21 protein-coding genes are annotated in these 24,450 nt (G+C 63.8%); 14 read left to right on the forward strand and 7 right to left on the reverse strand.

What is annotated here, in order from left to right; translation table 11 throughout:
• Window positions 1-2 precede the first annotated feature (2 nt).
• The 3 genes from dnaA to mutM all read right to left on the reverse strand — a co-directional run bounded on the left by dnaA (window position 3) and on the right by mutM (window position 3,004).
• Window positions 3-1,412, reverse strand: a complete 1,410-nt coding sequence (gene dnaA / locus DX905_RS12740; RefSeq protein WP_116092539.1) for a chromosomal replication initiator protein DnaA — start codon at window positions 1,410-1,412, stop codon at window positions 3-5.
• A gap of 407 nt (window positions 1,413-1,819) precedes the next feature.
• Window positions 1,820-2,083 carry a 30S ribosomal protein S20 gene (gene rpsT, locus DX905_RS12745; protein WP_116091681.1) on the reverse strand — a complete coding sequence of 88 codons (264 nt, stop codon included), beginning with the start codon at window positions 2,081-2,083 and terminating at the stop codon, window positions 1,820-1,822.
• A gap of 105 nt (window positions 2,084-2,188) precedes the next feature.
• A complete protein-coding gene (gene mutM / locus DX905_RS12750) occupies window positions 2,189-3,004 on the reverse strand; it encodes a bifunctional DNA-formamidopyrimidine glycosylase/DNA-(apurinic or apyrimidinic site) lyase (protein WP_116091682.1) in 816 nt (271 codons plus the stop codon).
• A gap of 46 nt (window positions 3,005-3,050) precedes the next feature.
• Here mutM and DX905_RS12755 point away from each other — a divergent pair, with 46 nt between their 5' ends.
• A complete protein-coding gene (locus DX905_RS12755) occupies window positions 3,051-3,782 on the forward strand; it encodes a class I SAM-dependent methyltransferase (protein WP_116091683.1) in 732 nt (243 codons plus the stop codon).
• A 7-nt stretch (window positions 3,783-3,789) separates the two neighbouring features.
• Window positions 3,790-5,322, forward strand: coding sequence for a 2-polyprenylphenol 6-hydroxylase (gene ubiB, locus DX905_RS12760; RefSeq protein WP_116091684.1), 1,533 nt, complete (start codon window positions 3,790-3,792; stop codon window positions 5,320-5,322).
• A gap of 25 nt (window positions 5,323-5,347) precedes the next feature.
• Here ubiB and DX905_RS12765 read toward each other — a convergent pair whose 3' ends face one another.
• On the reverse strand, window positions 5,348-6,382 hold the full coding sequence (locus DX905_RS12765; protein ID WP_162875606.1) for a beta-propeller fold lactonase family protein: 1,035 nt from the start codon (window positions 6,380-6,382) through the stop codon (window positions 5,348-5,350).
• 117 nt (window positions 6,383-6,499) lie between these two features.
• Here DX905_RS12765 and DX905_RS12770 point away from each other — a divergent pair, with 117 nt between their 5' ends.
• Window positions 6,500-6,898 (forward strand): c-type cytochrome, encoded by a 399-nt coding sequence (locus tag DX905_RS12770; RefSeq protein WP_205412251.1) that lies wholly within the window; start codon window positions 6,500-6,502, stop codon window positions 6,896-6,898.
• A 48-nt stretch (window positions 6,899-6,946) separates the two neighbouring features.
• On the forward strand, window positions 6,947-8,671 hold the full coding sequence (gene dld / locus DX905_RS12775) for a D-lactate dehydrogenase (protein ID WP_116091686.1): 1,725 nt from the start codon (window positions 6,947-6,949) through the stop codon (window positions 8,669-8,671).
• A 99-nt stretch (window positions 8,672-8,770) separates the two neighbouring features.
• Here dld and DX905_RS12780 read toward each other — a convergent pair whose 3' ends face one another.
• Window positions 8,771-11,809 (reverse strand): TonB-dependent receptor plug domain-containing protein, encoded by a 3,039-nt coding sequence (locus DX905_RS12780; RefSeq protein ID WP_162875607.1) that lies wholly within the window; start codon window positions 11,807-11,809, stop codon window positions 8,771-8,773.
• Between the two features lie 307 nt (window positions 11,810-12,116).
• On the opposite strand from DX905_RS12780, the gene DX905_RS12785 reads away from it, so the two are divergent.
• Together DX905_RS12785 and DX905_RS12790 are read left to right on the forward strand one after the other, a co-directional pair.
• Complete coding sequence (locus DX905_RS12785; protein WP_116091688.1) at window positions 12,117-12,818, forward strand: GntR family transcriptional regulator; 702 nt, start codon at window positions 12,117-12,119, stop codon at window positions 12,816-12,818.
• A gap of 46 nt (window positions 12,819-12,864) precedes the next feature.
• Window positions 12,865-13,710: a fumarylacetoacetate hydrolase family protein gene (locus DX905_RS12790; RefSeq protein ID WP_116091689.1), complete on the forward strand. Its 846-nt coding sequence runs from the start codon at window positions 12,865-12,867 to the stop codon at window positions 13,708-13,710.
• Window positions 13,711-13,716: 6 nt separating this feature from the next.
• On the opposite strand, the gene DX905_RS12795 is transcribed toward DX905_RS12790, so the two are convergent.
• Window positions 13,717-14,457 (reverse strand): SDR family oxidoreductase, encoded by a 741-nt coding sequence (locus DX905_RS12795; RefSeq protein ID WP_116091690.1) that lies wholly within the window; start codon window positions 14,455-14,457, stop codon window positions 13,717-13,719.
• Between the two features lie 10 nt (window positions 14,458-14,467).
• Window positions 14,468-15,301 carry an SDR family NAD(P)-dependent oxidoreductase gene (locus DX905_RS12800; RefSeq protein ID WP_116091691.1) on the reverse strand — a complete coding sequence of 278 codons (834 nt, stop codon included), beginning with the start codon at window positions 15,299-15,301 and terminating at the stop codon, window positions 14,468-14,470.
• A gap of 220 nt (window positions 15,302-15,521) precedes the next feature.
• On the opposite strand from DX905_RS12800, the gene DX905_RS12805 reads away from it, so the two are divergent.
• From DX905_RS12805 to DX905_RS12840, 8 genes are read left to right on the forward strand one after another with little or no spacing between them, the layout of a single operon-like run.
• Window positions 15,522-16,775, forward strand: a complete 1,254-nt coding sequence (locus DX905_RS12805) for an MFS transporter (RefSeq protein WP_116091692.1) — start codon at window positions 15,522-15,524, stop codon at window positions 16,773-16,775.
• Window positions 16,776-16,797: 22 nt separating this feature from the next.
• Window positions 16,798-17,553 carry an SDR family NAD(P)-dependent oxidoreductase gene (locus DX905_RS12810; RefSeq protein WP_116092541.1) on the forward strand — a complete coding sequence of 252 codons (756 nt, stop codon included), beginning with the start codon at window positions 16,798-16,800 and terminating at the stop codon, window positions 17,551-17,553.
• A 28-nt stretch (window positions 17,554-17,581) separates the two neighbouring features.
• Complete coding sequence (locus tag DX905_RS12815) at window positions 17,582-18,484, forward strand: ThuA domain-containing protein (RefSeq protein ID WP_205412252.1); 903 nt, start codon at window positions 17,582-17,584, stop codon at window positions 18,482-18,484.
• A 14-nt stretch (window positions 18,485-18,498) separates the two neighbouring features.
• On the forward strand, window positions 18,499-18,990 hold the full coding sequence (locus tag DX905_RS12820) for an SRPBCC family protein (RefSeq protein WP_116091693.1): 492 nt from the start codon (window positions 18,499-18,501) through the stop codon (window positions 18,988-18,990).
• Complete coding sequence (locus DX905_RS12825) at window positions 18,991-19,953, forward strand: c-type cytochrome (protein WP_116091694.1); 963 nt, start codon at window positions 18,991-18,993, stop codon at window positions 19,951-19,953. It begins immediately after the preceding gene.
• Window positions 19,950-21,575, forward strand: coding sequence for an acido-empty-quinoprotein group A (locus DX905_RS12830; RefSeq protein WP_116091695.1), 1,626 nt, complete (start codon window positions 19,950-19,952; stop codon window positions 21,573-21,575). The genes DX905_RS12825 and DX905_RS12830 overlap by 4 nt, the downstream gene beginning before the upstream one ends.
• Complete coding sequence (locus DX905_RS12835) at window positions 21,576-22,481, forward strand: MBL fold metallo-hydrolase (protein WP_116091696.1); 906 nt, start codon at window positions 21,576-21,578, stop codon at window positions 22,479-22,481.
• Between the two features lie 18 nt (window positions 22,482-22,499).
• Window positions 22,500-24,395 (forward strand): outer membrane protein assembly factor BamB family protein, encoded by a 1,896-nt coding sequence (locus DX905_RS12840; protein WP_162875608.1) that lies wholly within the window; start codon window positions 22,500-22,502, stop codon window positions 24,393-24,395.
• Window positions 24,396-24,450: the final 55 nt, after the last annotated feature.

A 24,450-nucleotide genomic window follows, 5' to 3' on the forward strand; every position in this document is an offset into this window, starting at 1 on the left:
GCTCAGCCTTCGAGCTGTCTCAGGAGCAGGCGCACATCGGCGTCGATCTCGGCATCCTTGACGCGCAACGCCTCGATCGTGCGCACCGCGTGAATCACGGTCGTATGGTCGCGCCCCCCGAAACGGCGGCCGATCTCGGGCAGCGAGCGCTGGGTAAGCTGCTTGGCGAGGTACATCGCGATCTGGCGGGGACGGGCGACTTCACGCGCGCGCCGTGCCGAGCCCATTTCGGTCTGGCGAATCCGAAAATGCTCGCACACCTTGCGCTGAATCTCGTCGATCGAGACGCGGCGCTGGCTGGCGCGCAATTGCTCGGCGAGCGCTTCCTGTGCGAAATCGAGGTCGATCACGCGGTTGTTGAGCGTGGCGAAAGCGATCACGCGGTTGAGCGCGCCTTCCAGTTCGCGGATCGACGCGCTGATCCGCTTGGCGAGGAACAGGGCGACCTCATCGGGCACCGTCCCGGCGGGAAGCGACTCAAGCTTCTTGACGATGATATTGTAGCGCAGCTCGAAATCGGCCGGGTTGATGTCGGCGACCAGACCCCAAGACAGGCGCGACAGGATGCGGCTTTCGATCCCGTCGAGATTCTGCGGGCTGCGATCGGCGCTGATCACCAGCCGCCGACCAGCCGAGATCAGCTCGTTCATCGTGTGGAAGAATTCTTCCTGCGTCGAATCCTTGCCCGCGATGAACTGGACGTCGTCGATCATCAGCACGTCGGCAGCGCGCAGCCGCTGCTTGAAGCTGTGCGTGTCCTTGGCGCGCAGTGCTGAGACGAACTCGAACATAAACTTTTCAGCCGACATGTAGAGAATCTGCGCGTCGGGGTGGCGGGTGCGATATTCCTGCCCGATTGCGTGCATCAGGTGCGTTTTGCCGAGGCCCGTGCCACCATGGAGGAATAGCGGGTTGAAGGCGAGCTTGCCCCCTTCGGCCAGGGTCCGCGCCGCATTGTAGGCGAGCTCGTTCGCCTTGCCGACGACGAAACTGTCGAAGCTATAGCGCGGGTCAAGCACGGTGCCTTTCGGTGCCGCGGGTGGTGCGGCCACGGCCTGGGCCTCAGGCTGCGGCAGCGTCGCTTCGACAACGGTCCGTCCCGGCGCGTCGGTCGCCGCCTCGATGACAATATGGCGGACCTGCGGCAGCATCGCGCGCCAGGCGGCGCTGATCTGTTCGGCGAAGTGATTCTGGACCCAAGTCGCCATGAAGGCTGACGGGGCGGCCAGCCGAACCTCGCCCGAATCGGGATCGCATGCGGCCAGGCGGAGCGGCTTCAGCCATCCGTCGAAGATACGCTCGCCGCAGCTCTTGCGCAGGCTCAAGCGGATGCTGTCCCAGGCCGCCTCAATCGGTAATTGGCCTGCATTCACATCTGCTTCGACGACCTGCTCCACGCACACCTCTCCCATCGCCGGAAACGCCATCTTCGGCGCCGGCAGGCCTATCCGAACAAGTTTCGACCCCCGCGCATACGAACCCCCGTACGCGCCAGAACACACAATCGCTGGTTGGCTCGAACCGGAGAATCGCCGATCGAACAGGCAGACTTTAGGAACAACCCGGCGCGCTATTCAAGCGTCGGAGCCGTCACGATTCTGAAATAAACTATATTGACAGCGGAAGTCCGCCAATTTTCGGCGCTTATTTATTAAGCGTTTGAAATCAATGAAGTTTTCTTAACAAGAGCGATATTACGGTCGTGTGACGTTTCGGAGAATCATTGAAATTCCGCACATTGCGCGGCACTTCGCAGGAGCAGCAAAAAGCCCGCCGGTCCGGGACCGGCGGGCTCTTAAAAACCGATCGGAAAAAGGGGTTATCCGAGCGCGGCGACTCGCTTAGTGAGGCGCGCAAACTTACGCGAGGCCGTATTCTTGTGAAGCACGCCCTTTGAAACACCACGCGCCAGTTCAGGCTGCGCTGCTGCGAGTGCCGCCGTTGCCTCGGCCTTGTCGCCGCTCGTCAATGCCAGTTCGACCTTCTTCAGGAAGGTGCGGATACGGCTGACACGCGCGCCATTGATATCGGCACGGCGATCGTTGCGGCGGATGCGCTTCTTGGCTTGCGGCGTGTTCGCCATGCGTCTCTAGACCTCTGTTCAATTGGGAATGCGGCGTCGGGCAGGCCCACGCCGTGTTGCGCGCCCTCTACATAACGAGGCCACGTCCGTCAACTTCGGGCATGATCAGCGCTGGCATTTTGGGCACCAGAAGGTCGAGCGCCCGCCGTCGACCTGGCGCTGAATGATTCCCTTGTCGTAGGGGCATTGCTTGCCTTCGCGCCCATAGACGCGGAATTGCTTGGAGAAATAGCCAAGCTCGCCATCGGGGCGGGCATAATCACGCAGCGTCGACCCGCCGGCCTCGATCGCTGCGTCGAGCACGTCCGGGATTGCCGCGACCAGGCGTTTAAGCGCGGGCGTCGATATGCCGCCCCCCGGCTTGCGAGGATCGATCCGCGCCAGGTTGAGTGCCTCGCACACATAAATGTTGCCGAGGCCGGCGACGACCCGCTGGTCGAGCAGCAGCAATTTGATCGGCGCGATGCGGCCATCGAGCTTGCCGGAAAGATAGGCGACCGTCAGCGCCGGCCCGAGCGGTTCGGGGCCGAGCGCGCGGAAGGCGGGAAGATCCTCGACCGTCGCGGTCGGGACCAAATCGAGCGAACCGAATCGGCGAGGGTCGTTGAGCGCGAGCACGTGACCCGCTTCCGTTTCCAGCAGCAGATGATCGTGCTTGCCGATCTCGCCCGGATCGATCCGCCAGCGGCCAGACATGCCGAGATGGAAGATCAGCGTGTCGCCCCGATCGGTGCCGATCAGCCCATATTTGGCACGCCGGCCAAGCTGGGTAACGGTCGCCCCGGTCAGTCGCTGGCGCAGATCGGGCGGGATCGCCCGGCGCAGGTCGGCGCGGCGCGCCTCGACCCGCGTCAGCCGCTGCCCCTCCAACACCGGACGTAGCCCGCGTACAGTGGTTTCGACTTCAGGAAGCTCCGGCATATCCGCGCCGCTAGCCGATATGGGAAGGGCTCGCTATGGGCGAGGCATGACCGAGACCGTCTCCTTCGGCTATTCCGAAGTCACACCCGCAGAAAAGACCGCCAAGGTGGGCGAGGTGTTCGCGCGCGTCGCCCGCCGCTACGACATCATGAACGACGCCATGTCGGGCGGGATGCACCGCCTGTGGAAGGACCGTTTCGTCTCACGCGTCAAGCCGCGCGCCGGCGAGCATATCCTCGATATGGCCGGCGGCACCGGCGACATCGCCTTCCGCATGAAAGCAAAGGGCGCGGATGTGACCGTGTCGGACATCAATCCTGCCATGCTCGAGGTCGGCCAGCAACGTGCCGCCAAGAAGGGCCTGGGGGGGCTCGCCTGGTCGGTGCAAAATGCGGAGACGCTGAGTTTCGGCGATGCTATGTTCGACGCTTACACGATCGCCTTCGGCATCCGGAACGTCACCCACATCGATCGCGCGCTGGCCGAGGCGCACCGTGTGCTCAAGCGCGGCGGCCGCTTCTTCTGCCTGGAATTTTCGACCACGCTCTGGCCGGGCTTCGCCGACGTCTATGATTTCTATTCACACAAGATCGTGCCCAAGCTCGGCAAGGCGATCGCCCACGACGAGGAGAGCTATCGCTATCTCGTCGAGTCGATCCGCCGCTTCCCCGACATGGAGAAATTTCGCGGCATGATCGGCGCTGCCGGCTTCGTGCAGGTGAAAGCGGAGCCGATCCTGGGCGGCTTGGTCGCCATCCATTCCGGCTGGAAGATCTGACGCCGGCATGACGCGTCCGAGCACTCATGTCTGGCGGCTGCTCCGCTGGGGCCGCATCCTTGCCCGTCACGGCGCACTGCGTGGACTCGAGCGTGATCCCAACACGCCGCCGGCGGTCAAGCGCCTGATCAAACTTGCCCATATCGGCGTGCGCGTGCCGTCGACGCCGCGCTACGCCGATGCCTTTCAGGCGATCGGGCCGGCTGCGATTAAGCTTGGCCAGGCGCTGGCGACGCGGCCCGATCTCGTTGGCGAGGAAGCCGCGCACGATCTTGCGCGCCTGCAGGATGCGGTGCCGCCGGTGCCGTTCGACGCGATCCGCGACGCGATCGAACGCAGCCTCGAAAAGCCGCTGGGGCAATTGTACGCCTCAGTCGATCCGGAGCCGGTCGGCGCAGCTTCGATCGCACAGGTCCATCGCGCGGTGACGCTCGACGGTCGCGCGGTCGCGATCAAAGTACTGCGCCCGGGCATCGAGGAGGAAATGGCCCGTGCCATAGACACCTATGAATGGGCCGCGGCGCAGGCCGAAGCGATGGGCGGCGAACTGGCGCGGCTGCGTCCCCGGCTCACCATCGCCACCTTCCGCCAATGGACGTTGCGCGAGCTGGATCTGCGCCGCGAAGGCGCATCCGCCTCCGAGCTGGCCGAGCATATGGCGTCCGAGCCCGGCTTTGCCGTGCCCGCGATCGACTGGTCACGCACCACGCGGCGCGTGCTGACGCTGGAATGGATCGACGGCATAAAGCTGTCCAAGCGCGCCGACCTGATCGCGGCCGGCTATGACATGCATGCGCTCGCATCGTGCCTGGTGCGCGCCTTCCTGCGCCAGGCGATCGAGGACGGCTTCTTCCATGCCGATCTCCATCAGGGCAATTTGTTCGCGCTGCCCGACGGCCGCATCGCTGCGATCGATTTCGGCATCATGGGCCGCGTCAACCGTCAGGCGCGGCTGTGGCTCGCAGAGATTCTGCACGGCTTGATCACCGGCAATTATGATCGCGTCGCGGAAATTCATTTCGAAGCGGGCTATGTCCCGCCGCATCACAATCAAGCCGAGTTCGCCACCGCCTTGCGCGCGGTCGGCGAGCCGATCCGCGGCCTGCCGGTCAAGGACATCTCGATCGGCCAGATGCTCGACGGATTGTTCGCGATCACGCGCGACTTCGACATGGAGACCCAGCCGCATCTGTTGCTGCTCCAGAAGACGATGGTGATGGTCGAGGGCGTCGCCACCGCGCTCGATCCCGACATCAATATGTGGGAAGTGTCGGGCCCGTTCGTGAAGGAATGGCTGCGCGACGAACTCGGCCCCGAGGCATGGCTCGCCGAGCGCCTGCGCACCGATGTGCGGGCCCTGCTCAGGCTGCCCGATCTAATCCGCCGGATCGAGGCGCGTTACCCGCCGCCCGGTGCCGCGCCCCCGCCGCCTCCCTTGCGCGCAGTCGAGGTGGTGCGGATCGGCGGCGGCTGGCGCTATGCAATGGTTGCCGCGCTAGCGGCGGCCGTAGCCGTGGCGGCCATGCTCCTGCTGCGCTGATCCGCTAGCGCCATCGCGCGATTGATTATTGAGCTCCACCGCCGGCGCGGCTGGCAATGCCCCATGGCCCTTCGCCTGTCGCCACGTGGCGGATGATCTTGCCGGAGACGCGGTCGACGAACGTGACATTGTTCGACGGGCCATTGGCGGTAAGCAGCGTTTTGCGGTCGGCGGTGATGCCGATGCCCCAGGGCCGCGCGCCCACGCGAGCGATGCCGCGGACAATTGCGCCGCGCATCGGATCCACTTCCAACACCATTCCGCCGCGCCCAGTGGTGACGAACACATGCCCGTCAGGGGCTTCCACCATCCCCATCGGCTTGATGCTCTTATCGCCTTGGGCGAGGTCGATCTGCTTCTGAACTACGCCGTCACCCGCCGATATCAGCGCTAGCCGCCCGCCGCTTTCGACCGACGCATAAACGGTCGCGCCGTCAGCCGACATCAGCAGTCCGCGGGGGCGGCCCTCGATCGCGATCGTCTTGATCAGCTTGAGCGTACGCGCATCCAGCATCGCGACATGGTCGGACGCCTCGCAGGCGACGAACAGGCGTGCACCGTCCGGCGTGACCGCGATGCCCTCCGGCTCATTCCCGACCTTCGTCGTGATCGCCGCACGCCCACCATCGACCGCGACCGCCGAAACCACGCCCTGATCTTCGTTCGATACGAACAGGGTTCGTCCATCAGGGCTCAAGGCGAACGTCTCGGGATCGGTGCCGGCCGGAAGGACGCGCGCGACCTTTCCCGACGCTACATCGATCACCGCGATGCCGTCGGCGCGATGATCGGCCGGGGGCAGTCTGCTCTCATCAACGCCCGGGCCACCGATCGGCGAACCGGATATCGCGACATACAGCGTGGCCCCGTCAGGGGACAGCAACAATCCGCGGGGGCGCCTGCCGGGGCTGATCCGCTGGAGGACTGTACCGCTCGCTGGATCGAGGGCGACGACCGAATCGCCGCGTTCGTTCGAGACGAACAGTTTTTCCGAAGCAGCCGGCGGCCGCCCGCAGGATGCCAGCACAAGCAGCGATAGGATCAGCAGGGACCTTCCCATTGTCTCTCCAACAATATTCAGCATGGCTTCAGCCCAACAATGACAAAAGCCTAGGCGGAATAATTGTACTCTGTATACAGACTTGCGACGGGCAGGCGGATCGTAGTGGAGAGAAGAATGGTTGCGTTGCGGAAATGCGTGGTGGCCGGTGCTTTGCTGCTGCCAGTGGCGCTCATCGGATCGGGCGCAACCGCGGCGCCTGCCAGCGCGGCGGCGACCGCCGCCGCCGGCAAGAGCGCATTCGCGCCATGCAGCGTGTGCCATAGCACGATCAAGGGCGCTTCCGGCATCGGCCCGAGCCTGGCGGGCGTGGTCGGCCGCACGCCCGGTACCATTCCCGGCTTCGCCTATTCCCCGGCGATGAAGGGCAAGGGTGGCACCTGGAACCCGGCCACGCTCGACGCCTTTCTGATGGCGCCGCAAAAGGCGGTTCCGGGAAACCGCATGCCCTATGTCGGCCTGCCCGATGCCGCGAAGCGCGCGGCGATCATCGCCTATCTGAAAACGCTGAAATAGCGCCTCTCCACAAGCGGTGTCGGTAGTGAAGAGAGACTTGGCGGCAAGATGAGCTCGCACGAAGGTTCCTCGGCTTCCGCCCTGCGGGCGCAGCTCCGCACGATCGTCGGGCCGGGTCACGTCCTGACCACGGACGGAACGACCCGCCGTTATCGCCGCGGCTATCGCTACGGTGATGGCCCAGTGCTCGCAGTCGTGCGCCCAGGCACCCTAATCGAGCAATGGCAGGTCGCGCAGGCTTGCCTGGCCGCCGACGTTACGATGATCATGCAGGCCGCCAATACCGGGCTTACCGGCGGCTCGACCCCCGACGGGGACGATTATCCCAACGGGGTAGTGATCGTCAGCACAACGCGGATTACGGGGCTGCATCTGATCGACGAAGGCCGCCAGGTGGTCTGCCTGCCGGGCACGACCCTATACGATCTGGAACGGGCGTTGGCGCCCCTTGATCGCGAACCGCATTCCGTGATCGGTTCCTCCTGCATCGGGGCATCCGTGCTAGGTGGCGTCTGCAACAATTCAGGCGGATCGCTGATCCAGCGCGGTCCGTCCTTCACCCAATATGCGCTGTTCGCGCGGGTCACCGCGGGCGGCGAGCTCGAGCTGGTCAATCACTTAGGCATCCGGCTCGGCAATGCGCCGGAAACCATCTTGCAGCGGCTGCAGGATGGCGACTTCACGGCTGCCGAAATCGAACATGATCCGCACAAACATGCCTCCAACCATGAATATGCCGAGCATGTCCGCGCGGTCGATGCGGATACGCCCGCCCGCTACAATGCCGATCCGCGCTGCCTGTTCGAGGCATCGGGCAGCGCCGGCAAATTGATCCTGTTTGCCGCCCGGCTAGATACCTTCCCCAAGGATAAAGGCACAACGACCTTCTATATCGGTACTAACGATCCGGGCGAGCTCAACCGGATCCGGCGAACCATGCTCGGCACCTTCGAGCATCTGCCGATCGCGGCCGAATATATGCACCGCGCCGCGTTCGACATCGCCGCACGTTACGGCAAGGATACGTTCGTCGCGATCCAGCATCTGGGGACGGATCGCCTGCCGCTGCTCTTCGGGGCAAAGGCGCGCGTGGATGCGATTGCCGCTAAGCTGCGCTTGGGTCGGCACAATATCAGCGATCGGCTGCTGCAGATTGCCGCCCGTGCCTTCCCCCGCCACCTGCCGCGGCGACTGCGAGACTATCGCGATCGCTATGAGCATCATCTGATGCTCAAGGTGACGCAGGCGAATGCCGCGCCGACCCGGGCGCTGCTGGCGGGCCTATTCCCCTCCGGTGAAGGCGATTTCTTCGAATGCACGCCCGACGAGGCGACCAAGGCCTTTCTGCATCGCTTCGCTGCGGCGGGGGCGGCGGTTCGCTACCGCGCGATCCATGCGCGCGACGTCGAGGATATCGTGGCGCTCGACATCGCGCTGCCGCGCAACGAGCAAAGCTGGTTCGAAACCTTGCCGCCGGAGATAGACCGGGCAATCATTCATAAGCTCTATTACGGCCACTTCTTCTGCCATGTCTTCCATCAGGATTATATCGTCCGGAAGGGGCATGACCCGGTGGCGCTCGAACATGCGATGTGGACGCTGCTGAACGGTCGGCGCGCGGAATATCCGGCGGAGCATAATGTCGGTCATCTCTACAAGGCCAAGCCGGCGCTGGCGGAATTCTACCGCACGATCGACCCGCGCAATCAGCTCAACCCCGGCATCGGCCAGACAAGCAAGGCACGGCATTGGGGCGCTTCCGGCGTGGCCTGAGCGGAGCGAACGTCCCTGCACCGCTGACGTGCCCGCTTAAAAAAAGATGCCCGCGGTTTCCCGCGGGCATCAGGAGCAGCGATGGGGGCTGCTTTAGGATCAGAATTTGAACCGGATACCGCCCACTACATAGCGGCCGACCACGTCGTAGAAGGACTGGAAGCTCGGGTAGAATTCGGTCGGCTGGGCATTCGCCTGCGGGGCGAAAGCGAAGTGATCGGTCAAGTTCGTGCCCGTCGCATAGATCGTGATCGCATGGCCGCCGATCTTGAGATCGTAGGAGATGTTCGCGCTCAGATAGGCGACCGCCGGCAAGCGGTTGTTGGTGTAAAACTGCGTCGCGACCTTAGTGTAGTGCATCACGCCGATGAAACGCACGTCGGCGCCGAAGCTTAGCGGCCCGTCGGTGAATTGCGCGGAGGCGGTGAACTTGTGCCGCGGAACGCCGCTGCCGGCGGCAACACCGGCCAATTGCACCGGCGTTACCGTCGGGCCAGTCTTGGTGACGTAGGATGGCGTGTAATTGCCGATGAAGCGCAGATCAATGCGGCCCGGTTCGTCGAACAGCAAATTGCCCAGGCCGAGCCGGTAATTCAGCTCATAATCGAAGCCGCGCGTGACCGCCGATGCCTGGTTGAACGGCACGGTCGAGATATTGGTCGGGAAGTTGGCCGGGCTGCGATCGCTGAACGGCAGCGGCCGATTGACGAATACGCACAGCGGATCGGTACCGCCCGAATCTTCGCACCGCTGGTTGAGGTCGGTCGTGCTGAGCGTGCTGATCTGATCGTTGATCTTGATATGGTAATAATCGAGCGAGGCGCTGAAGCCGGGGATGAAGGGCGGCTGCCAGATGCCGCCGATCGTCAGCGTGCGTGCTTTCTCCGATTTCAGATCGGGATTGCCCCGTGTCAGCGTGATCGTGTTGGTGTTGATATTGGTGTGGACGTCGGTGAAGGTGCCGCGCGTGGATGACACGCCTGCGAACAATTCGTTGAGGGTTGGTGCGCGGATATCCTGCGAATAGGTGCCGCGGAAGCGGAGCTGCTGGATTGGCGACCAGCTTGCGCCACCCTTCCACGCCCAAATGCCGCCGCTCACGCTATAATCGGTGTAGCGAACCGCGCCGTTGAGATCGAGGCTCTGGAAGAACGGCGTGTCGCGCAGGATCGGCACCGCGACCTCGGCATAGCCTTCCTTGACGTTCTGGGTGCCGTGCGCCTTGCCCTGATTGGTGCTGTTGAATTTCAGATTGTACACGCCGGCATAGGTGCGCAGCCCGGTCAGATCGATCGGCGTCGACGGATCGTTGTTGCTGGTCACGTCCAGATATTGGTGCCGATATTCGCCGCCAACCGCGATGTTGACCGAGCCGGCGGGCAGATCGAACAATGCGCCGGTGAGATTGGCGGCGACGTCACTCTGGCGCGACTTCACGTGGAAGGTCGAATCCTCCTCGAAATAGGCATAGGAAGCCTTGGACGGGGAGCCGTTGCCGAACAGGTTCCACGGCACGCAATTGTCCTGCAGGCCCGGATTGGTGACCGTGATGCGGCACACGATATTGCCCTGCGGACCGCGCACCGCGTCGAGCGCGGCGAACCAGTGCGACTGGTTGAAATTGCCGCTGTGGCGAACCTTCAGATCGGAATCGCCATAGGATCCCGTGATGTTCCAGTTGAAGTTGGCGAGCTTGCCCTTGATCCCGGCCAGCACCGTTTTCGCCGTATTGTTGTCATAGGCACGCTTCGGCGTCTGGTCCGCCTCGACGCGGCTGCCGACGAAGCTGTTCACCCCCTGGGCGACCATCGCGTCGCGGAAGCTGGTGGGCAGGAAGGCATTGTCCGAAAAGATCTGGAACGACTGGAACTGCGTTCCCGCGGCCACCGTCACGAACTGTGTCTTCGCGTTGGTATAGCTGCCTTGCAAGAAGCCGGTTACATCGCCGCCAAAGTCGTAATCGGCCCGCAGGAAGCCCTGTTTGGTCTTAAGGTAGCTGGTCAGCGTCGTACCGAACGAAACCGCCGTGTCGCGCCCGCCGACGTTGAAGTTAGGGGTGCCGGTCGGCGTGCCGAGATCGGCTTTATGATAACTGCCATTCGGCTCGAACGTATTGAGGTTGAGCGTGAAGGGTACGGTCTGCCCGGCTGCGTTGCGGCCGGAATTTACGAGCGTGCCGTATGTGCCATTGGCAAGCCGGACGTTGAACATGGGCGTGTACGGGTTTTGCTTTGTACCGGCAGCGCAGCCCGACGCTGGACATCCATTGGCAACGGTGTTGGTACCGGTGCCGGGCACATATTGCCCGACATCGACCCAGCCGCCGTCATAATTGCCGCCATAGGGGCGTTCGCCATTGTTTGGGATGCCGGGCTGATAGAAATAATCGAAGCTGCCCTCGAGGTGCAGCCGGTTGTCCATGAGGCCGGTACCGAACGCGAGATTCGCCTTTACCTGATGATCGTCGCCGCGGCTGGATATGCCATATTGTGCCGATCCCTTCACGCCATCAAATTTGGTGTCCAGGATGAAGTTGACCACGCCTGCGACGGCGTCCGACCCATAAGCGGCCGAAGCGCCGCCGGTCACCACGTCGACACGCTGTACCAGCGCCTGCGGGATGATGTTGGCGTCGGTCGTGCCGACATAGCTGGTCGGCGGAAGTCGCTGGCCATCCAGCAGCAGCAGCGTTTCGTTTTCGCCAAGCCCGCGTAGGTTAAGATAATTGCCGGAATTGGTCGCGCGCGCCTGGCTGCTGGTAACGTTGGAGCCGGACGACATCTTGAATTGCGGCAGGGTCGAGAGGCCGGCGGCGATGCTTTCCGGGGCCTTCTTGAGCAATTCGGTGGTGCTTACGACCGTTACCGGCGTCGGCGCCTTGTAGCCGTTGGTGACGATGCGCGAGCCGGTCACCACAATTTCGCCCTCTCCGGCGGAAGCGGCATCGCGACCGGAGGCTGGCGGGTTGCTGCTCGAAATTGGCGAGGCCGCAGCGGAATCATTCGTGGAAGGCTGCGAGATTTCCGACCCGGTTGCCGGCGGACCGGCGGGGATTGCGACTGTCTGAGCCGAAACCGCGAGCGGCAGGAACGAAGCTGCCGTGCACAACAGCGCGGCCTTGGAATAAAGTCGTGTCACATCCACTCCCCTTTTTCAGCTCACCGGCTGCTAACTGCATACAGTATGCATACGCTGCTCAGGGGATGTCAAGAACGCTGTGCCCGCAAGAGCTACTACCGCGTAGCCCTCCCCGCCCGCCACCACGAGCCTGCTTGAGCTAGGAATAATATTTAGTATACAGCGAGACAATGAGCGATCGGTGTGAGGATGTGAGCAGCGTTAATGAAATGTTCGCCCGTAGGGCGGCTCGGCTATCGCCGCGAATGGTGTATATCGTCGGCGGCAATCCCATGTGGATGACGAGCAGACGACGGAAGCAGAAACAATGCAGCTAGCAACGCTGAGCGAAGATCCGGAAACTTTGGATGGCATGCCGCCGACTTTGCGCACGCATGTCGTCAAGACGCTGCGCGCACAGATCATGAGCGGTAAATATCGCCCCGGCGAGCGGCTCAATGAAAGCCAGATCGCACGCGAGTTCAACATCAGCCGCATTCCCGTCCGCGAAGCTTTGTCGCAATTGCAGGAACAGGGGCTCGTGATGAATCACGAGCGCCGTGGCATGTTCGTGATCAAGCTTTCGCCCGATGAGGTGCAGCAGATCAACAGCCTGCGCATGGTGCTGGAAGCCGAGGCCCTGCGCCTCGTGCGGATGCGGATGACCCCGGAGTTGCTCGCCGAGTTGACAGCGTTGGTCGAACAGATGGAGGCATGGGACGGCCCGCTGATCGATGCGGCCGCGCTCGATCGCAAATTCCACGCGGTGATGTGGCACGCGACCGGGAATCCCTTTCTGGAGCGCACGCTTATCTCGCTCACAACATCTTTGTTCGCGCATAAGGCGCTGGAGCATGTCAGTCAGGAGATCCGCCGCTGGCGTCTGAATCATCACCGCGCGTTGCTGGACTTCGTAGCCGGCGGCGAAGGCGATCCGCAGCTCGCGATCCTCACCCATCTTCGCATGGCCTATACCGAGCCCGAGCGCTTCTCGAGTCTCGCAGCCACGCCGGCTTTCGCCCAATCCTGACCTCCGTGCCGCCGCAGGGCGGACCTGTCTGATCGAAGGGAAGATCATGAAGTTGCTGCGCTATGGCCCCAAGGGGCAGGAGAAACCCGGCTTGCTCGATCAGGCGGGAAGGATCCGCTCGCTGGCCGCACACGTCACCGATATCGATGGCGCGTTGCTCGCCACCGGCCTGGGGCAGCTGCGCGAGATCGACGTCGAGACGCTACCGATCGTCGAGCCAGATGTCCGGCTGGCCGAACCGGTCGCGAGCGTCGGCAAATTCCTGTGCATCGGGCTGAACTACAGCGATCACGCCGCCGAATCCGGCATGCCGATCCCGAGCGAGCCGATCATCTTCACCAAGGCGACGTCGGCCATCATCGGGCCGAATGACGACGTCTATCTCCCGCCCCAGTCCGCCAAGTCGGATTGGGAAGTGGAGCTGGGCGTGGTGATCGGGAAAGAGGCGCGCTACGTCTCGCGCGAAGCAGCGCTGGATCACGTAGCCGGCGTTTGCCTGGTTAACGATCTGTCCGAACGGGAATATCAGCTGGAACGCGGCGGCACTTGGGACAAGGGCAAGGGCTGCGACACGTTCGGTCCGTTCGGCCCCTATCTCGTGACCCTGGACGAGGTTTCCGACATCAACGATCTCGGTCTGTGGCTCGACGTCAACGGCACTCGCATGCAAACCGGCAATACGTCGAGCCTGATCTTCGACGTGCCGCACATCGTCAGTTATGTCAGCCAGTTCATGAGTTTGCAGCCCGGCGATGTGATCAGCACCGGCACGCCTCCCGGCGTTGGCATGGGCAAGAAGCCGCAAGTCTGGCTCAAGGAAGGCGACGTCATCACCCTCGGTATCGACGGACTCGGCGCGCAACGGCAGAACGTCCGGCGCTACGGCACCTGACGGCCTTTAGAGGCTCATGCCGCCGTCGATGACGATATTGGTGCCGGTCATAAACCGCGCCTCGTCCGAGGCGAGCATGACCGCAACCTCGGCTATCTCCTGCGGCTTGCCGATCCGGCCCATCGGCTGACGCGCGACGAACGCGGCACGTGCCGCGGCCTCGTCGCCGGTCGCGCGCAGGCGGTCGGCGAGCGATGGGCTGTCGACCGTGCCGGGGCTGATTGCGTTGCAGCGCACCCCCTCGGCGATGAAATCGCGGGCCACTGACATGGTCAACCCGACCACCGCTGCCTTGCTGGTCGAATAAGCGAAGCGGTTGGGTGCCGCCATGACCGAGGAAACCACGGACGCAATGTTCACGATGGATCCGTCCTTGCGTTCCAGCATGGCCGGCAACACGGCCCGGATCGTGTTGGTCATCGACATGACGTTGATCACGAAGCTGCGTTCGAGGTCCGCCGGATCGCTGTCGAGGATCGTCCCTGCCGCAACCCAGCCGGCGCAGTTAACCAGCCCATTGATTTCAGGATGCGCCCGGGCCAGCGCCTGCGCCGCCGCCGCATCGGTGACGTCCAGGCGGGCGGTGATCGCCCCCTTTCCAGCAAAAGTCGCGTCCAGCCGGTCCTGCTGAAGGTCGGTCGCGATCACGGCGGCGCCTTCACGCAGGAAAGCTTCCGCCACCGCTTGGCCAATCCCTTGGGCCGCGCCGGTGACGAGGCAGGTTTTACCCGACAATCTGTTCGTCATAATTTCTCGCTCATGCCGCGTAGAGGCCGATGCCGCCATCGACCCGAAGCACTTGGCCGGTCATGAACCGGCTCTGCTCAGAGGCAAGAAATGCCACGACATCGGCGATCTCGGCAGGGCTCGCATAACGATCAAGCGACGGGCCTTCTGCCATCATCCTCGGATCGGTCTGACGCGTTGCCAGGAAGCGCGCGCTCTTGGCGGGGCCGGGGCTGACCACGTTCACGCGTACGCCGTGCGGTCGCATCTCCAGCGCCAGGCAGCGTGTATAATGGACGATCGCGGCCTTGGCACAGCCATAGACGACCTCGGGCGAGACGCCCTGATGGCCGTTCAAAGAGCCGAAGTTGATGATCGTCCCCTCGCTGCGCTCAGCCATGCCGGGCGCGATCGCGCGACACATCAGCATCGTGCCGATGAAGTTGCGCTGGAACACCGCCATCGCGTCGGCGAGGCTGATATCGAGCGCGCCGTTGGGATCGGGCTTGGTGCCGGCCGCGCCGATATCGCCGCCCGCGCAATTCACCAAAATCGAGATGCTACCGAGCTGTTGTTCGACTTGCTCCACAAGGCGGGCAACATCCGCTTCGCTGGTGATATCGCCTGTTACGCCGATCGCGCGGCCACCGTCCCCAGCCAGCGCCGCGGCGGCAGCGCTGAGGTTGGGAGCTTCGCCATATTGGGCGGGCGCATCCTCACTAATGTCGTGAATGGCAACTGCAGCGCCCAGATTTGCGAGAAATTCGGCGACCATATGGCCGAGCCCGCGACCGGAGCCCGTCACCAATGCAATCTTGCCCGCGAGAGGCGCATCTCCCGTCCTCTTGACCTCTTCTTGGATCATTGTTCCTCCCGATTGCATACAGATTGTTGTCTGGTTCTGGACGCGCTACCACTCATTCGTTCATGGTTGTCACGCGTGATTTGACGGAGCGCGGCTTGCTTGACAAGCCTCCATCTGCATTTAGTATACAGAATGTAATAACAAACGGCGCCGGACTAGGGCGCGGCCAAGGGAGAAGCGGCGTGTCGCGGATTGGGATCGTGCCCGGCAGGATTGCCGCATGAAGGCGAGCCGGGTTCGCTATCGCGTCGTGGGCTTCGCGCTATCGCTGGCGGTCCTTTCCTATATCCAGCGCGTCGCGATCTCGCAGGCGGCCGGGCCGATTTCCACGGATCTGCATCTCGATAAGCAACAGCTGGGCGCCGTCCTGGGCGCGTTCGGCCTTGCTTATGCGGCGTTCGAAATTCCGATGGGCCTGCTGGGTGACAAGCTCGGCGTGCGTCGCGTGCTGGCGCAGGTCGTGCTGGCATGGTCATTCTTCACCGCGCTCACCGGCGCCGCTTGGAACCTGCTGTCGCTGTGGATCATCCGCTTCCTGTTCGGCGCGGGGGAGGCGGGCTGCTTTCCCAACCTAACGCGCATGCTCAGCCAGTGGCTGCCGCGCGGCGAGCGCATTCGCGCGCAGGCGTTGATGTGGGCGTGCACACGCTGGGGCGGCGCCGCCGCGCCGCCGCTGGCGCTGCTGGGCATCAACCTGTTCGGCTGGCGCTGGAGCTTCGTCGCCTTCGCCGCCTTGGGCGTGATCTGGTGCGTCGCCTTCCTTTTGTGGTTCCGCGAAAATCCGCACGACCATCCCGGGGTCAATGAAGCCGAGCGGGCATTGCTCGACGAATCGCGGACGCTGACCAGCCACGAGACTGAGAATTGGACGCGCATCCTGCTGCGTCCCCAGACGATATTGCTGATGTGCCAGTATTTCTGCTGGTCCTATGTCTGGTATTTCTTCGTCACCTGGATGCCTACCTACCTGCGGGAGGCGCAGGGCCAGAACGCCGCCTGGACGGCGGGCCTTTCGGTCCTGCCTTTGCTATGCGGTGGCTTCGGCTCGCTCGTCAGCGGGCTGCTGCCGCTCGGCATATCGCGGCGCGCGGTCGCGATTTTCGCTTTCCTCGCCGTCGCGGCCTTGTTGTTCGCACTCCCGTTGGCACCCAATGTCTGGGTCGCGATCGTGATCATGGCCGCGATCAGCTTCTGCGGCGACCTGACTGTGCCGATCTCCTGGAATGCCTGTGTGGAGGTCGGCCGTCGCTATACCGCCACCGTCGCGGCCGCGATGAACATGTTCGCCAATTTCTCCGGCTTCGTGGCGCCGTGGATTGCCGGCATCATCCTCAAGCATACCAACAATGACTGGAACGCCGTGCTGTACGTTATGACCGGCATGGCGCTGCTCGGTGCGGTCCTGTGGCTGTTCCTCGATCCCACCGGCAAGCGCGCCGGTGCGGAAGCGCCGGCGTTGGCCGAGCAACCTTAATCCTATCGAAGGTATTCGAAGCGTGAAGATTGATCTTTCCGGCAAGACGGCGGTGATTGTGGGTGCGAGCGGCGGACTCGGCGAGGCGATGGCGCACGCCCTGGCCGATGCCGGTGCGCAGATCGCGCTGGTCGCGCGCAACCGCCCCAAGCTCGAGCAGATCGCGGACGCGCTGGCGGCGAAGGGCGGCACAGCGGCGGTCTTTACCGCTGACCTGGTCGATGAGAACGACGTCGCTCGCCTGGCCGAGGAGGTCAATGCGCGCTTCCCGCGGCCACAGATCCTGATCAACAGCGCGGGCACAAATATCCGCAAGAACCTCGTCGATTTCACGCTCGACGAGTTCAAGAGTGTGGTCGATTCCAGCCTGATCAGCACCTTTCTCGCCTGCCGCGCCTTCGTGCCCGGCATGGTGGGCACCGGCTATGGCCGCATCATCAACATGACCTCGATCATGGCCCACATCTCGCTGCCCGGGCGGACCGCATACTCGTCGGGCAAGGCAGCCTTGCTGGGTTTCACCCGCGCGCTCGCGCTCGAGCTTGCCGGCGAAGGCATAACCGTCAACGGCATCAGTCCGGGCCCGTTTGCGACCCCGCTCAACGCGCCGGTGATGAACGATCCCAAGGCCAATGAGGCATTCCTTGCGGCCTTGCCGGTCGGCCGATGGGGCGACGCCAGCGAGATTGGCGGGCTAGCTTGTTATCTTTGCTCGGATCTCGCGGGCTTCGCGACGGGCACCGATTTCGTGATCGACGGCGGCTGGACGGTCAAGTGACCGCCGACCCGCGGCTAGGAGAGATGATATGATCAGGACTGCGATCAAATGGGCGCCGCTGCTGGCCTGCATGGCGCTTGCGCCTGCCTTATCGGCGCAAAGCCCGACCGCCGCCATAAGCGGCAGCGGCGTGCCGACCGGCGCTGAAAAGCCGCGCATTCCCGGCCAGAATCTGGCGGGCATGCACGTCTATCTGCGCGCTGGGCTCAAAACCCACATGCCCGGCCAGCATGATTATCCGCAATGGCTCGCCGACTGGAGCAAAGTGCTGACGATGCACGGCGCGGTCGTCGACGGGTCGTTCCACGCGCCCAGCGCGCAGGAGCTCGAAGGCGTCGACGTGCTCGTCGTCTACAAGGGCGATACGGGTTTCATGACGCCCGCCGAGCGCGCGGCGCTGAACGATTTCGTCAAGCGCGGCGGCGGCATCGTCGCCTTTCATGATGCCATGTGCGGTCCCGACCCCGCCGAAATGGCGGCGCTGCTTGGTGGCGGCAAGAAGCATGGAGAAGTCAATTACACGCTCGACGCCAACGTCACGTACAAGATCGTCGATCCCGCCTCGCCGATCATGAAGGGCATGACCAATCTCACCCTCAATCCGGAAGAGAGTTTCTACCGGATGACGTGGGCGTCCAATCCCGCCATTCACGTCCTCGCCACCACCGTGATCGACGACACGCCGAGCGCGCGTCAGGGTGGCGGCGTCGGCCAGGTCGTCCCGCAGATCTGGACGTATGAACACACGGTAGCGGGCGGGAAGCCGGCCCGCGCCTTCGTGTGGATGCAGGGGCATGAATATGCCAATTTCGCCAATCCGCAGATCGAAGCGATGCTGTTGCGCGGGATTGCCTGGGCCGGCCACCACCCGGTCGACGAATTGGTCGACTATAAGCAGCCGCCGACGCCCGAGCGGCCCAAGCGCAATTGACGGCATCGGCGCAGATGGTCTTCTCCCGCATCCTTCCGGCCTGCCTGCTCGGCGTCAGCTTCGCGCCGACGGTCCATGCGGCTGATTACGTCACGATCCGCCACGACGTGACGGTCGCGCGCTCGGCCGATCGAGTGTGGGCGCGGATCGGCGGCTATTGCGCCATCGCAGAATGGATGAAGGTAACGTGTGACTATGCGTCCGGCAGTGGCGATGTCGGCACGGTGCGCCGTCTGCGCGATGCCACCACGATCGAGCCGATGGTCGCCAAGACCACGCATTCCTACACCTACGTTCAGACGGTCGGCGCGATGGTAGCTACCAATTTTCACGGTACGCTCGCAGTCGAGCCCGACGGCACGACGCGGTCACGCCTGTCCTACACCTTGTTTTACGATCAGGGCGCGTTGCCGTCCGATGCCGTCCGGCGATCGGAGCATGCCCGGCTCGACAAGCGCTTTCAGGAGCTGCTCGGCGTGATGAAAAACCTCGCGGAGGGTAAATAGATGGCCGGCGACACGGGCTCCCGTCTGGGTAAATTGCTGCTCATATCCAGCGCGGCGCTGCTCGCGGGCAGCATCGCGCTCGCGCAGAGTGCCCCCGGCGGCCATCCGGCCGCGACCGTGCCGGCCAAGCCGGACCAGGCGCCGCCCTCGCCAGGTGCTGCCGCGGCCTCGACTGACGATGCGGCTGCGGCGATGGGGCCGAAGGCCGCCGCGCCGGGCCGTCGCGCAGGCGGCGGTGCCGACGCCGTCCGCCAGTTCCTCGGTCTCGGCGCTGCCCCGGACGCCATCGCCGCCGGGCGCGGCAAGCCGATCTTCGCCGAAAATTGCGCCGCCTGCCACGGGCCCGACGCGCGCGGCGGTATCGGCCCCAATCTGCTCTATTCCAGCCAACTGCTCGATGACGACCATGGCGAGAAAATGGTGCCGTTCCTGAAGGTCGGTCGTCCCGACAAGGGCATGCCACCCTTCGCTCAGCTCGGCGATCGCGCGCTGACTGACGTCACCGAATTCCTGCACCAGCAGGTCGAGAATTACGCCAATCGCGGCACCTATCAGAACACCAACAACGTCATGACCGGCGATAGCGCCAAGGGCGCTGCCTTTTTTCGCAAGAATTGCGTCGAATGTCATTCGGTGACCGGCGACCTCAAGGGCGTCGGCGCCAAATTCCGCCCGCTCGATCTGCAGCGCTCGATGATCTTCCCGTCGCGTGAGGATCATCCCGGGCGCGCCATCCGCGCGACCGTCACCACCGCCGCCGGATCGATTGAAGGCCGCATTACCAAGATCGACGATTTCGCCATCGTCCTGATCGACCAGAAAGACATCGTCCACGCCTTCCAGCGCGGCCCGGATGTCAAGGTCATGCTCAAGGATCCGCTCCAGTGGCACAAGGATTTCGCCTTCCGCATCAAGGACCGCGAGATGACCGATCTCGTCACCTACCTGGGGTCGCTCAAGTGAGGCGCGCACTTCCGGTGGCCCTGGTGCTGTCGCTTCTTCCGGCGCCGGCGCTCGCCAATTATCTCGATCCGGCGCGGCTCGGTGCGCCGCCGACGGATAGCTGGCCAACTTTTCAGGGCGATTATACCGGCCGCCGCTTTTCGCCGCTCACGCAAATCAACGAACACAACGTCGCTGGCCTCCAGATTGCATGGACGTCTCGGTTCAACGATGTCGGCGCGCAGCGCGGCGCCCCCCAGCCGGTGATCAAGGGCACGCCGCTCATGGTCAACGGCATCCTCTACGTCACGCTGCCGAACCTGGTCTACGCGCTCGATGCGCATACCGGCGAGCGGCTGTGGACCTATAAATGGGTCGACAAAGGCGGCCATCTCGTCGCCAATCGCGGCGTCGGCATGTACAAGGACATGCTCTATTTCATGGGCCCGGACGATTGGGTGATCTGCCTCGACAGCGCGACCGGCAAAGAGCGCTGGCGCAAAGAGATCGCCGACGCCCGCAAGCAATATTTCACCACGTCCGCGCCCGTCATCGTCGGCAATCACGTGCTGGTCGGCGTCGGCGGCGATGCGATGGACATCCGCGGCTTCCTGCTCTCGCTCGATCCGATGACCGGCGAGGAGCAGTGGAAATTCTACGTCACACCCGGCGCGGGCGAGCCCGGCATCGAGACCTGGCCCGACGTCGATTCCGCGGCGCATGGCGGCGGCGGCACGTGGATGCCGGGTACCTACGATGCCGAGCTGAAGACGCTCTACTGGACGACCGGCAACGCCAATCCCGTGTTCGCCGGCCAGGGCCGCATGGGCGACAATCTTTATACCGCCTCGGTCGTCGCGCTCGATATCGAAACCGGCAAGCTCAAATGGCATTTCCAGGCGATGCCGCACGACACGCATGACTATGATGGCACCAACACGCCGGTGCTGTTCGATCGCGTGATCGACGGCAAACCGCGCAAATTATTGTCCTACGGCGCGCGCAGCGGCTGGTTCGTGACGGTTGACCGCATCACCGGCAAACCGATCGTCTCGACGCCCTACATGCCCGGCCTGAAATGGGTGAAGGGGATCAACCCCAAGACGCAGGAGCCGATTTCGGATCGCGACAACGATCCCAAGACTACCGGCTCGATCGGCAACGCCAACCCGACCAACTGGTACAATCCCGCCTATAGCGACCAGACCGGCCTGTTCTACATCAACACGGTCAAAGGGCTGGGCATCTACTATCTCTACGATACCAGCCCCAAGCCGGCGGGCTATGCCGGTGGCGGCGGCGGATCACTCGGCGAGGCGCAGCGTATCCTGATGGCGATCGATCCGCTCACCGGCAAACATGCTTGGGAACATCCCTATGTCAGCATCAGCAGCCCCGGCAGCACGGTCGGGCCAGGCTTGATGGCGACGGCAGGCAATCTTCTCTTCACCGGTGACGATCAGAACAACATCATCGTCTACCGCGCCAGCAATGGCGAGATCTTGTGGCACCTCAAGGCCACTGCCAATCAGTCCAACGCCCCGATCAGCTACATGCTCGACGGCAAGCAATACGTCGTGCTCGCCGCCGGCGAAAATCTGTATGCCTTCACCTTGCCTGCCGGCGGAACGGTCGCCCACTAAGTGGTCCGCTGCCTACCATTCCTGTTCTGGGCCGCGGCCGGTTTTGCCTCCGCTGCCGCGGCCCAGTCCCCTGCGGTCCAGCAACCCGCCGCCCCGCCGCCTGCCGTTCAGCCGCAGACCATCAAGGCGATCGCCCCCGGTTTTTATATGGTCACCGGCGCCGGCGGAAATGTCACCGTATGGACCGCCGATCACGGCCTGATCCTGGTCGACGACAAATTGGCGGGCGAGGCCAATTTCAACAATCTGGTCGCTGCCATCCGCACTGTCAGCGACCTGCCGGTGATAGCGGTATTCAACACCCATCATCATGGCGATCATGTCGGCAATAATGGCCGCTTCATCGACGCGCATGTAATGGTCATCGGCAATGACGGCCTTGCCGAACGGCTTGCCGCGCAGGCGGCCGGCGGCACCGCACCAGCCTCGCCCAACATCCTGTTCAGCAAGGATTTCTCGCTCGTGCTGACGCGCGGTCGGGTCGACGCGCATCATTACATCCCCGGTCACACCAGCGGCGACACGGTCGTCTATTTCCCGACCGGCAGGATCGTCGCCGCCGGCGATCTGCTCAACGGCGGCACGCCGACGATCGATTATGGCGGCGGCGCCAATATCGCCGGCTGGATCGCCACACTTGACGAAATGCTCAAGCTCGATTTCGAGTTGGCCGTGCCGGGCCATGGCGATCACCCGATGCGGCGGCCCGACGTGCTCGCCTTCCGCGCCAAGATGCAGACCTTCCTCGATCGCGCCCGCGCGGCCGTCGGCGCCGGCACTGGCGAGGCACAGCTGATCGCGCGCATCAAGGTCGACGATCTCGGCTGGAGCTGGAGCCCGACCGCCTGGCCCCAGGCCCGGCTCGACGGATTGTGGGCTGAAGCCGGCGGCCGGACTCCCAAATAAATGTCAGGAAGGATGAGTATGAGGGCCGTACACAGGCTGATCGCCGGCGCATCGTTCGCCGCGTTGCTGACGGGCACCGCCTGTGCGGCCGATGGCGACTGGCCGACCTCCGGCCGCGACCTCGGTAGCCAGCGTTATTCGCCGCTGACCCAGATCACGCCGGCCAATGTCACCAGGCTGCGGCGCGCCTGGACTTACCATATGAAGCCCGCCGATGCCCCTGGCGCGACCGCAAGCAACCGGCGCTTCACCTCGGAAGCGATCCCGCTCGTCATCGGCAACGTCATGTATCTGCCGACGCCCTATAGCCGGGTGGTCGCGCTCGATGCCTCGACCGGCCAGGAGAAATGGGTCGCAATCCTGCCGAACAACGATGTCGGCTCGATCCGCGGCGTCTCTTATTGGCCCGGCGATCACACCGCGCCACCGTCGATTGTGGTCGGCACGCGCGGCGGCAAGCTCATCTCCCTCAACGCGCGCGACGGCTCGCTCAACGCCGGCTTCGGCAATGGGGGCATCGTCGATCTCAAGACGCCGGAGGTCATGAACGGCCGGCCGGGCGATTCCTACATCCTGCCGTCGCCCGCGATCGTCTGGAAGAACCTGCTCATCACCGGCGCCGGACCCGGCGAAGGGCCCGGCGGATCGAGCGGCGGCAAGGGTCCGGCCGGCGATACGCGCGCCTGGGATGCGCGCACCGGTAAGCTCGTCTGGACCTTCAAGACCATTCCCGGCCCCGGCGAGCCCGGCCATGAGACGTGGGGGGGCGACAGCTGGAAGCAGCGCTCCGGCGTCAACGTGTGGGGCTATTTCACGATCGATGCGAAGCGCGGCATTCTCTACATGCCGCTCGGCGCGCCCAATAATGACCGCGTCGGGGCCGACCGTCCGGGCAACAATCTCTATTCCAGCTCGATCGTGGCGGTGCGTGCCGACACCGGCAAATATCTATGGCATTTCCAGGTTACCCACCATGACGTGTGGGACATGGATACCCAATCTCCGCCGACCTTGGTCGACGTGCGCCGCAACGGTCGCGTCATCCCGGCTTTGGTCACGGTCAACAAGAACAGCCTGATGTTCGTGCTGGATCGCGTCACCGGCAAGCCGATCTTTGGCGCGGTCGAGCGCCCGGTTCCGGCCAGCACGATCCCGGGCGAGCAATTGTCGCCGACCCAGCCTTTTCCGGTGTTACCCGAGCCGCTTGCCCAGACCGAATTGCGTCGCGACAATCTCTACAAGGGCGAGGCGGCGCATCAGGCCTATTGCGAGAAACTGGTCGACGACAACAATATGAAGCTCGGCCCGATCTACACGCCGCTCGAGCTCGATCGCTACACCGTGTCGCTGCCCGGCACGCAGGGCGGCGTGAATTATTATGGCGGCGCTTACGATCCCAAGCGCGGCCTGTTCATTGCCAACGTCAATAATCTCGCCCAGCCGATGCGGATGGTGAAAACCGCCGAGGGCACCTACGTCAATCAGGGCCCGCTCGCCGGCACGCGCCGCTTCTGGGATGCCGACCGGCGCCTGCCCTGCGGGCCGACGCCGTGGGGTCAGATGGTCGCGGTCGACATCAACACGGGCAAGATCGCCTGGCGCTCGACGCTGGGCGTGACCGACGATTTCCCCGCCGGCCTGCAGAATACCGGCCGCCCCGGTCTCGGCGGCGCGACGCTGACCGCTACCGGCCTCGCCATCGTCGGCGCCACGGACGATAAGCGCTTCCGCGCCTTCGACAGCCGCACCGGCAAGGAAATCTGGACCACCAAGCTGGAGGCGGCCGCCGCCTCGACGCCGATCATCTATGCCGGCGCGGGCGGTAAGGAATTTATCGCGGTCGTCGCCACCGGCGGCAGCCAGAACATCACCAAGCTGGAAGGTGATGAGGTGGTGGCTTTCTCACTGCCATGATGCAGGCGAATCTTCAGTACAGGGCAAGGCGGCGATGATAGACGTAGCGCACGGA

Source organism: Sphingomonas crusticola (assembly GCF_003391115.1).
GTDB lineage: Bacteria > Pseudomonadota > Alphaproteobacteria > Sphingomonadales > Sphingomonadaceae > Sphingomonas_I > Sphingomonas_I crusticola.

Coding starts and splice junctions, on each gene's coding strand:
- dnaA (WP_116092539.1), bottom strand. CDS start 1,412: ATGGGAGAGGTGTGCGTGGAGCAGGTCGTCGAAGCAGATGTGAATGCA.
- rpsT (WP_116091681.1), bottom strand. CDS start 2,083: ATGGCGAACACGCCGCAAGCCAAGAAGCGCATCCGCCGCAACGATCGC.
- mutM (WP_116091682.1), bottom strand. CDS start 3,004: ATGCCGGAGCTTCCTGAAGTCGAAACCACTGTACGCGGGCTACGTCCG.
- DX905_RS12755 (WP_116091683.1), top strand. CDS start 3,051: ATGACCGAGACCGTCTCCTTCGGCTATTCCGAAGTCACACCCGCAGAA.
- ubiB (WP_116091684.1), top strand. CDS start 3,790: ATGACGCGTCCGAGCACTCATGTCTGGCGGCTGCTCCGCTGGGGCCGC.
- DX905_RS12765 (WP_162875606.1), bottom strand. CDS start 6,382: ATGGGAAGGTCCCTGCTGATCCTATCGCTGCTTGTGCTGGCATCCTGC.
- DX905_RS12770 (WP_205412251.1), top strand. CDS start 6,500: ATGGTTGCGTTGCGGAAATGCGTGGTGGCCGGTGCTTTGCTGCTGCCA.
- dld (WP_116091686.1), top strand. CDS start 6,947: ATGAGCTCGCACGAAGGTTCCTCGGCTTCCGCCCTGCGGGCGCAGCTC.
- DX905_RS12785 (WP_116091688.1), top strand. CDS start 12,117: ATGCAGCTAGCAACGCTGAGCGAAGATCCGGAAACTTTGGATGGCATG.
- DX905_RS12790 (WP_116091689.1), top strand. CDS start 12,865: ATGAAGTTGCTGCGCTATGGCCCCAAGGGGCAGGAGAAACCCGGCTTG.
- DX905_RS12795 (WP_116091690.1), bottom strand. CDS start 14,457: ATGACGAACAGATTGTCGGGTAAAACCTGCCTCGTCACCGGCGCGGCC.
- DX905_RS12800 (WP_116091691.1), bottom strand. CDS start 15,301: ATGATCCAAGAAGAGGTCAAGAGGACGGGAGATGCGCCTCTCGCGGGC.
- DX905_RS12805 (WP_116091692.1), top strand. CDS start 15,522: ATGAAGGCGAGCCGGGTTCGCTATCGCGTCGTGGGCTTCGCGCTATCG.
- DX905_RS12815 (WP_205412252.1), top strand. CDS start 17,582: ATGATCAGGACTGCGATCAAATGGGCGCCGCTGCTGGCCTGCATGGCG.
- DX905_RS12820 (WP_116091693.1), top strand. CDS start 18,499: ATGGTCTTCTCCCGCATCCTTCCGGCCTGCCTGCTCGGCGTCAGCTTC.
- DX905_RS12825 (WP_116091694.1), top strand. CDS start 18,991: ATGGCCGGCGACACGGGCTCCCGTCTGGGTAAATTGCTGCTCATATCC.
- DX905_RS12840 (WP_162875608.1), top strand. CDS start 22,500: ATGAGGGCCGTACACAGGCTGATCGCCGGCGCATCGTTCGCCGCGTTG.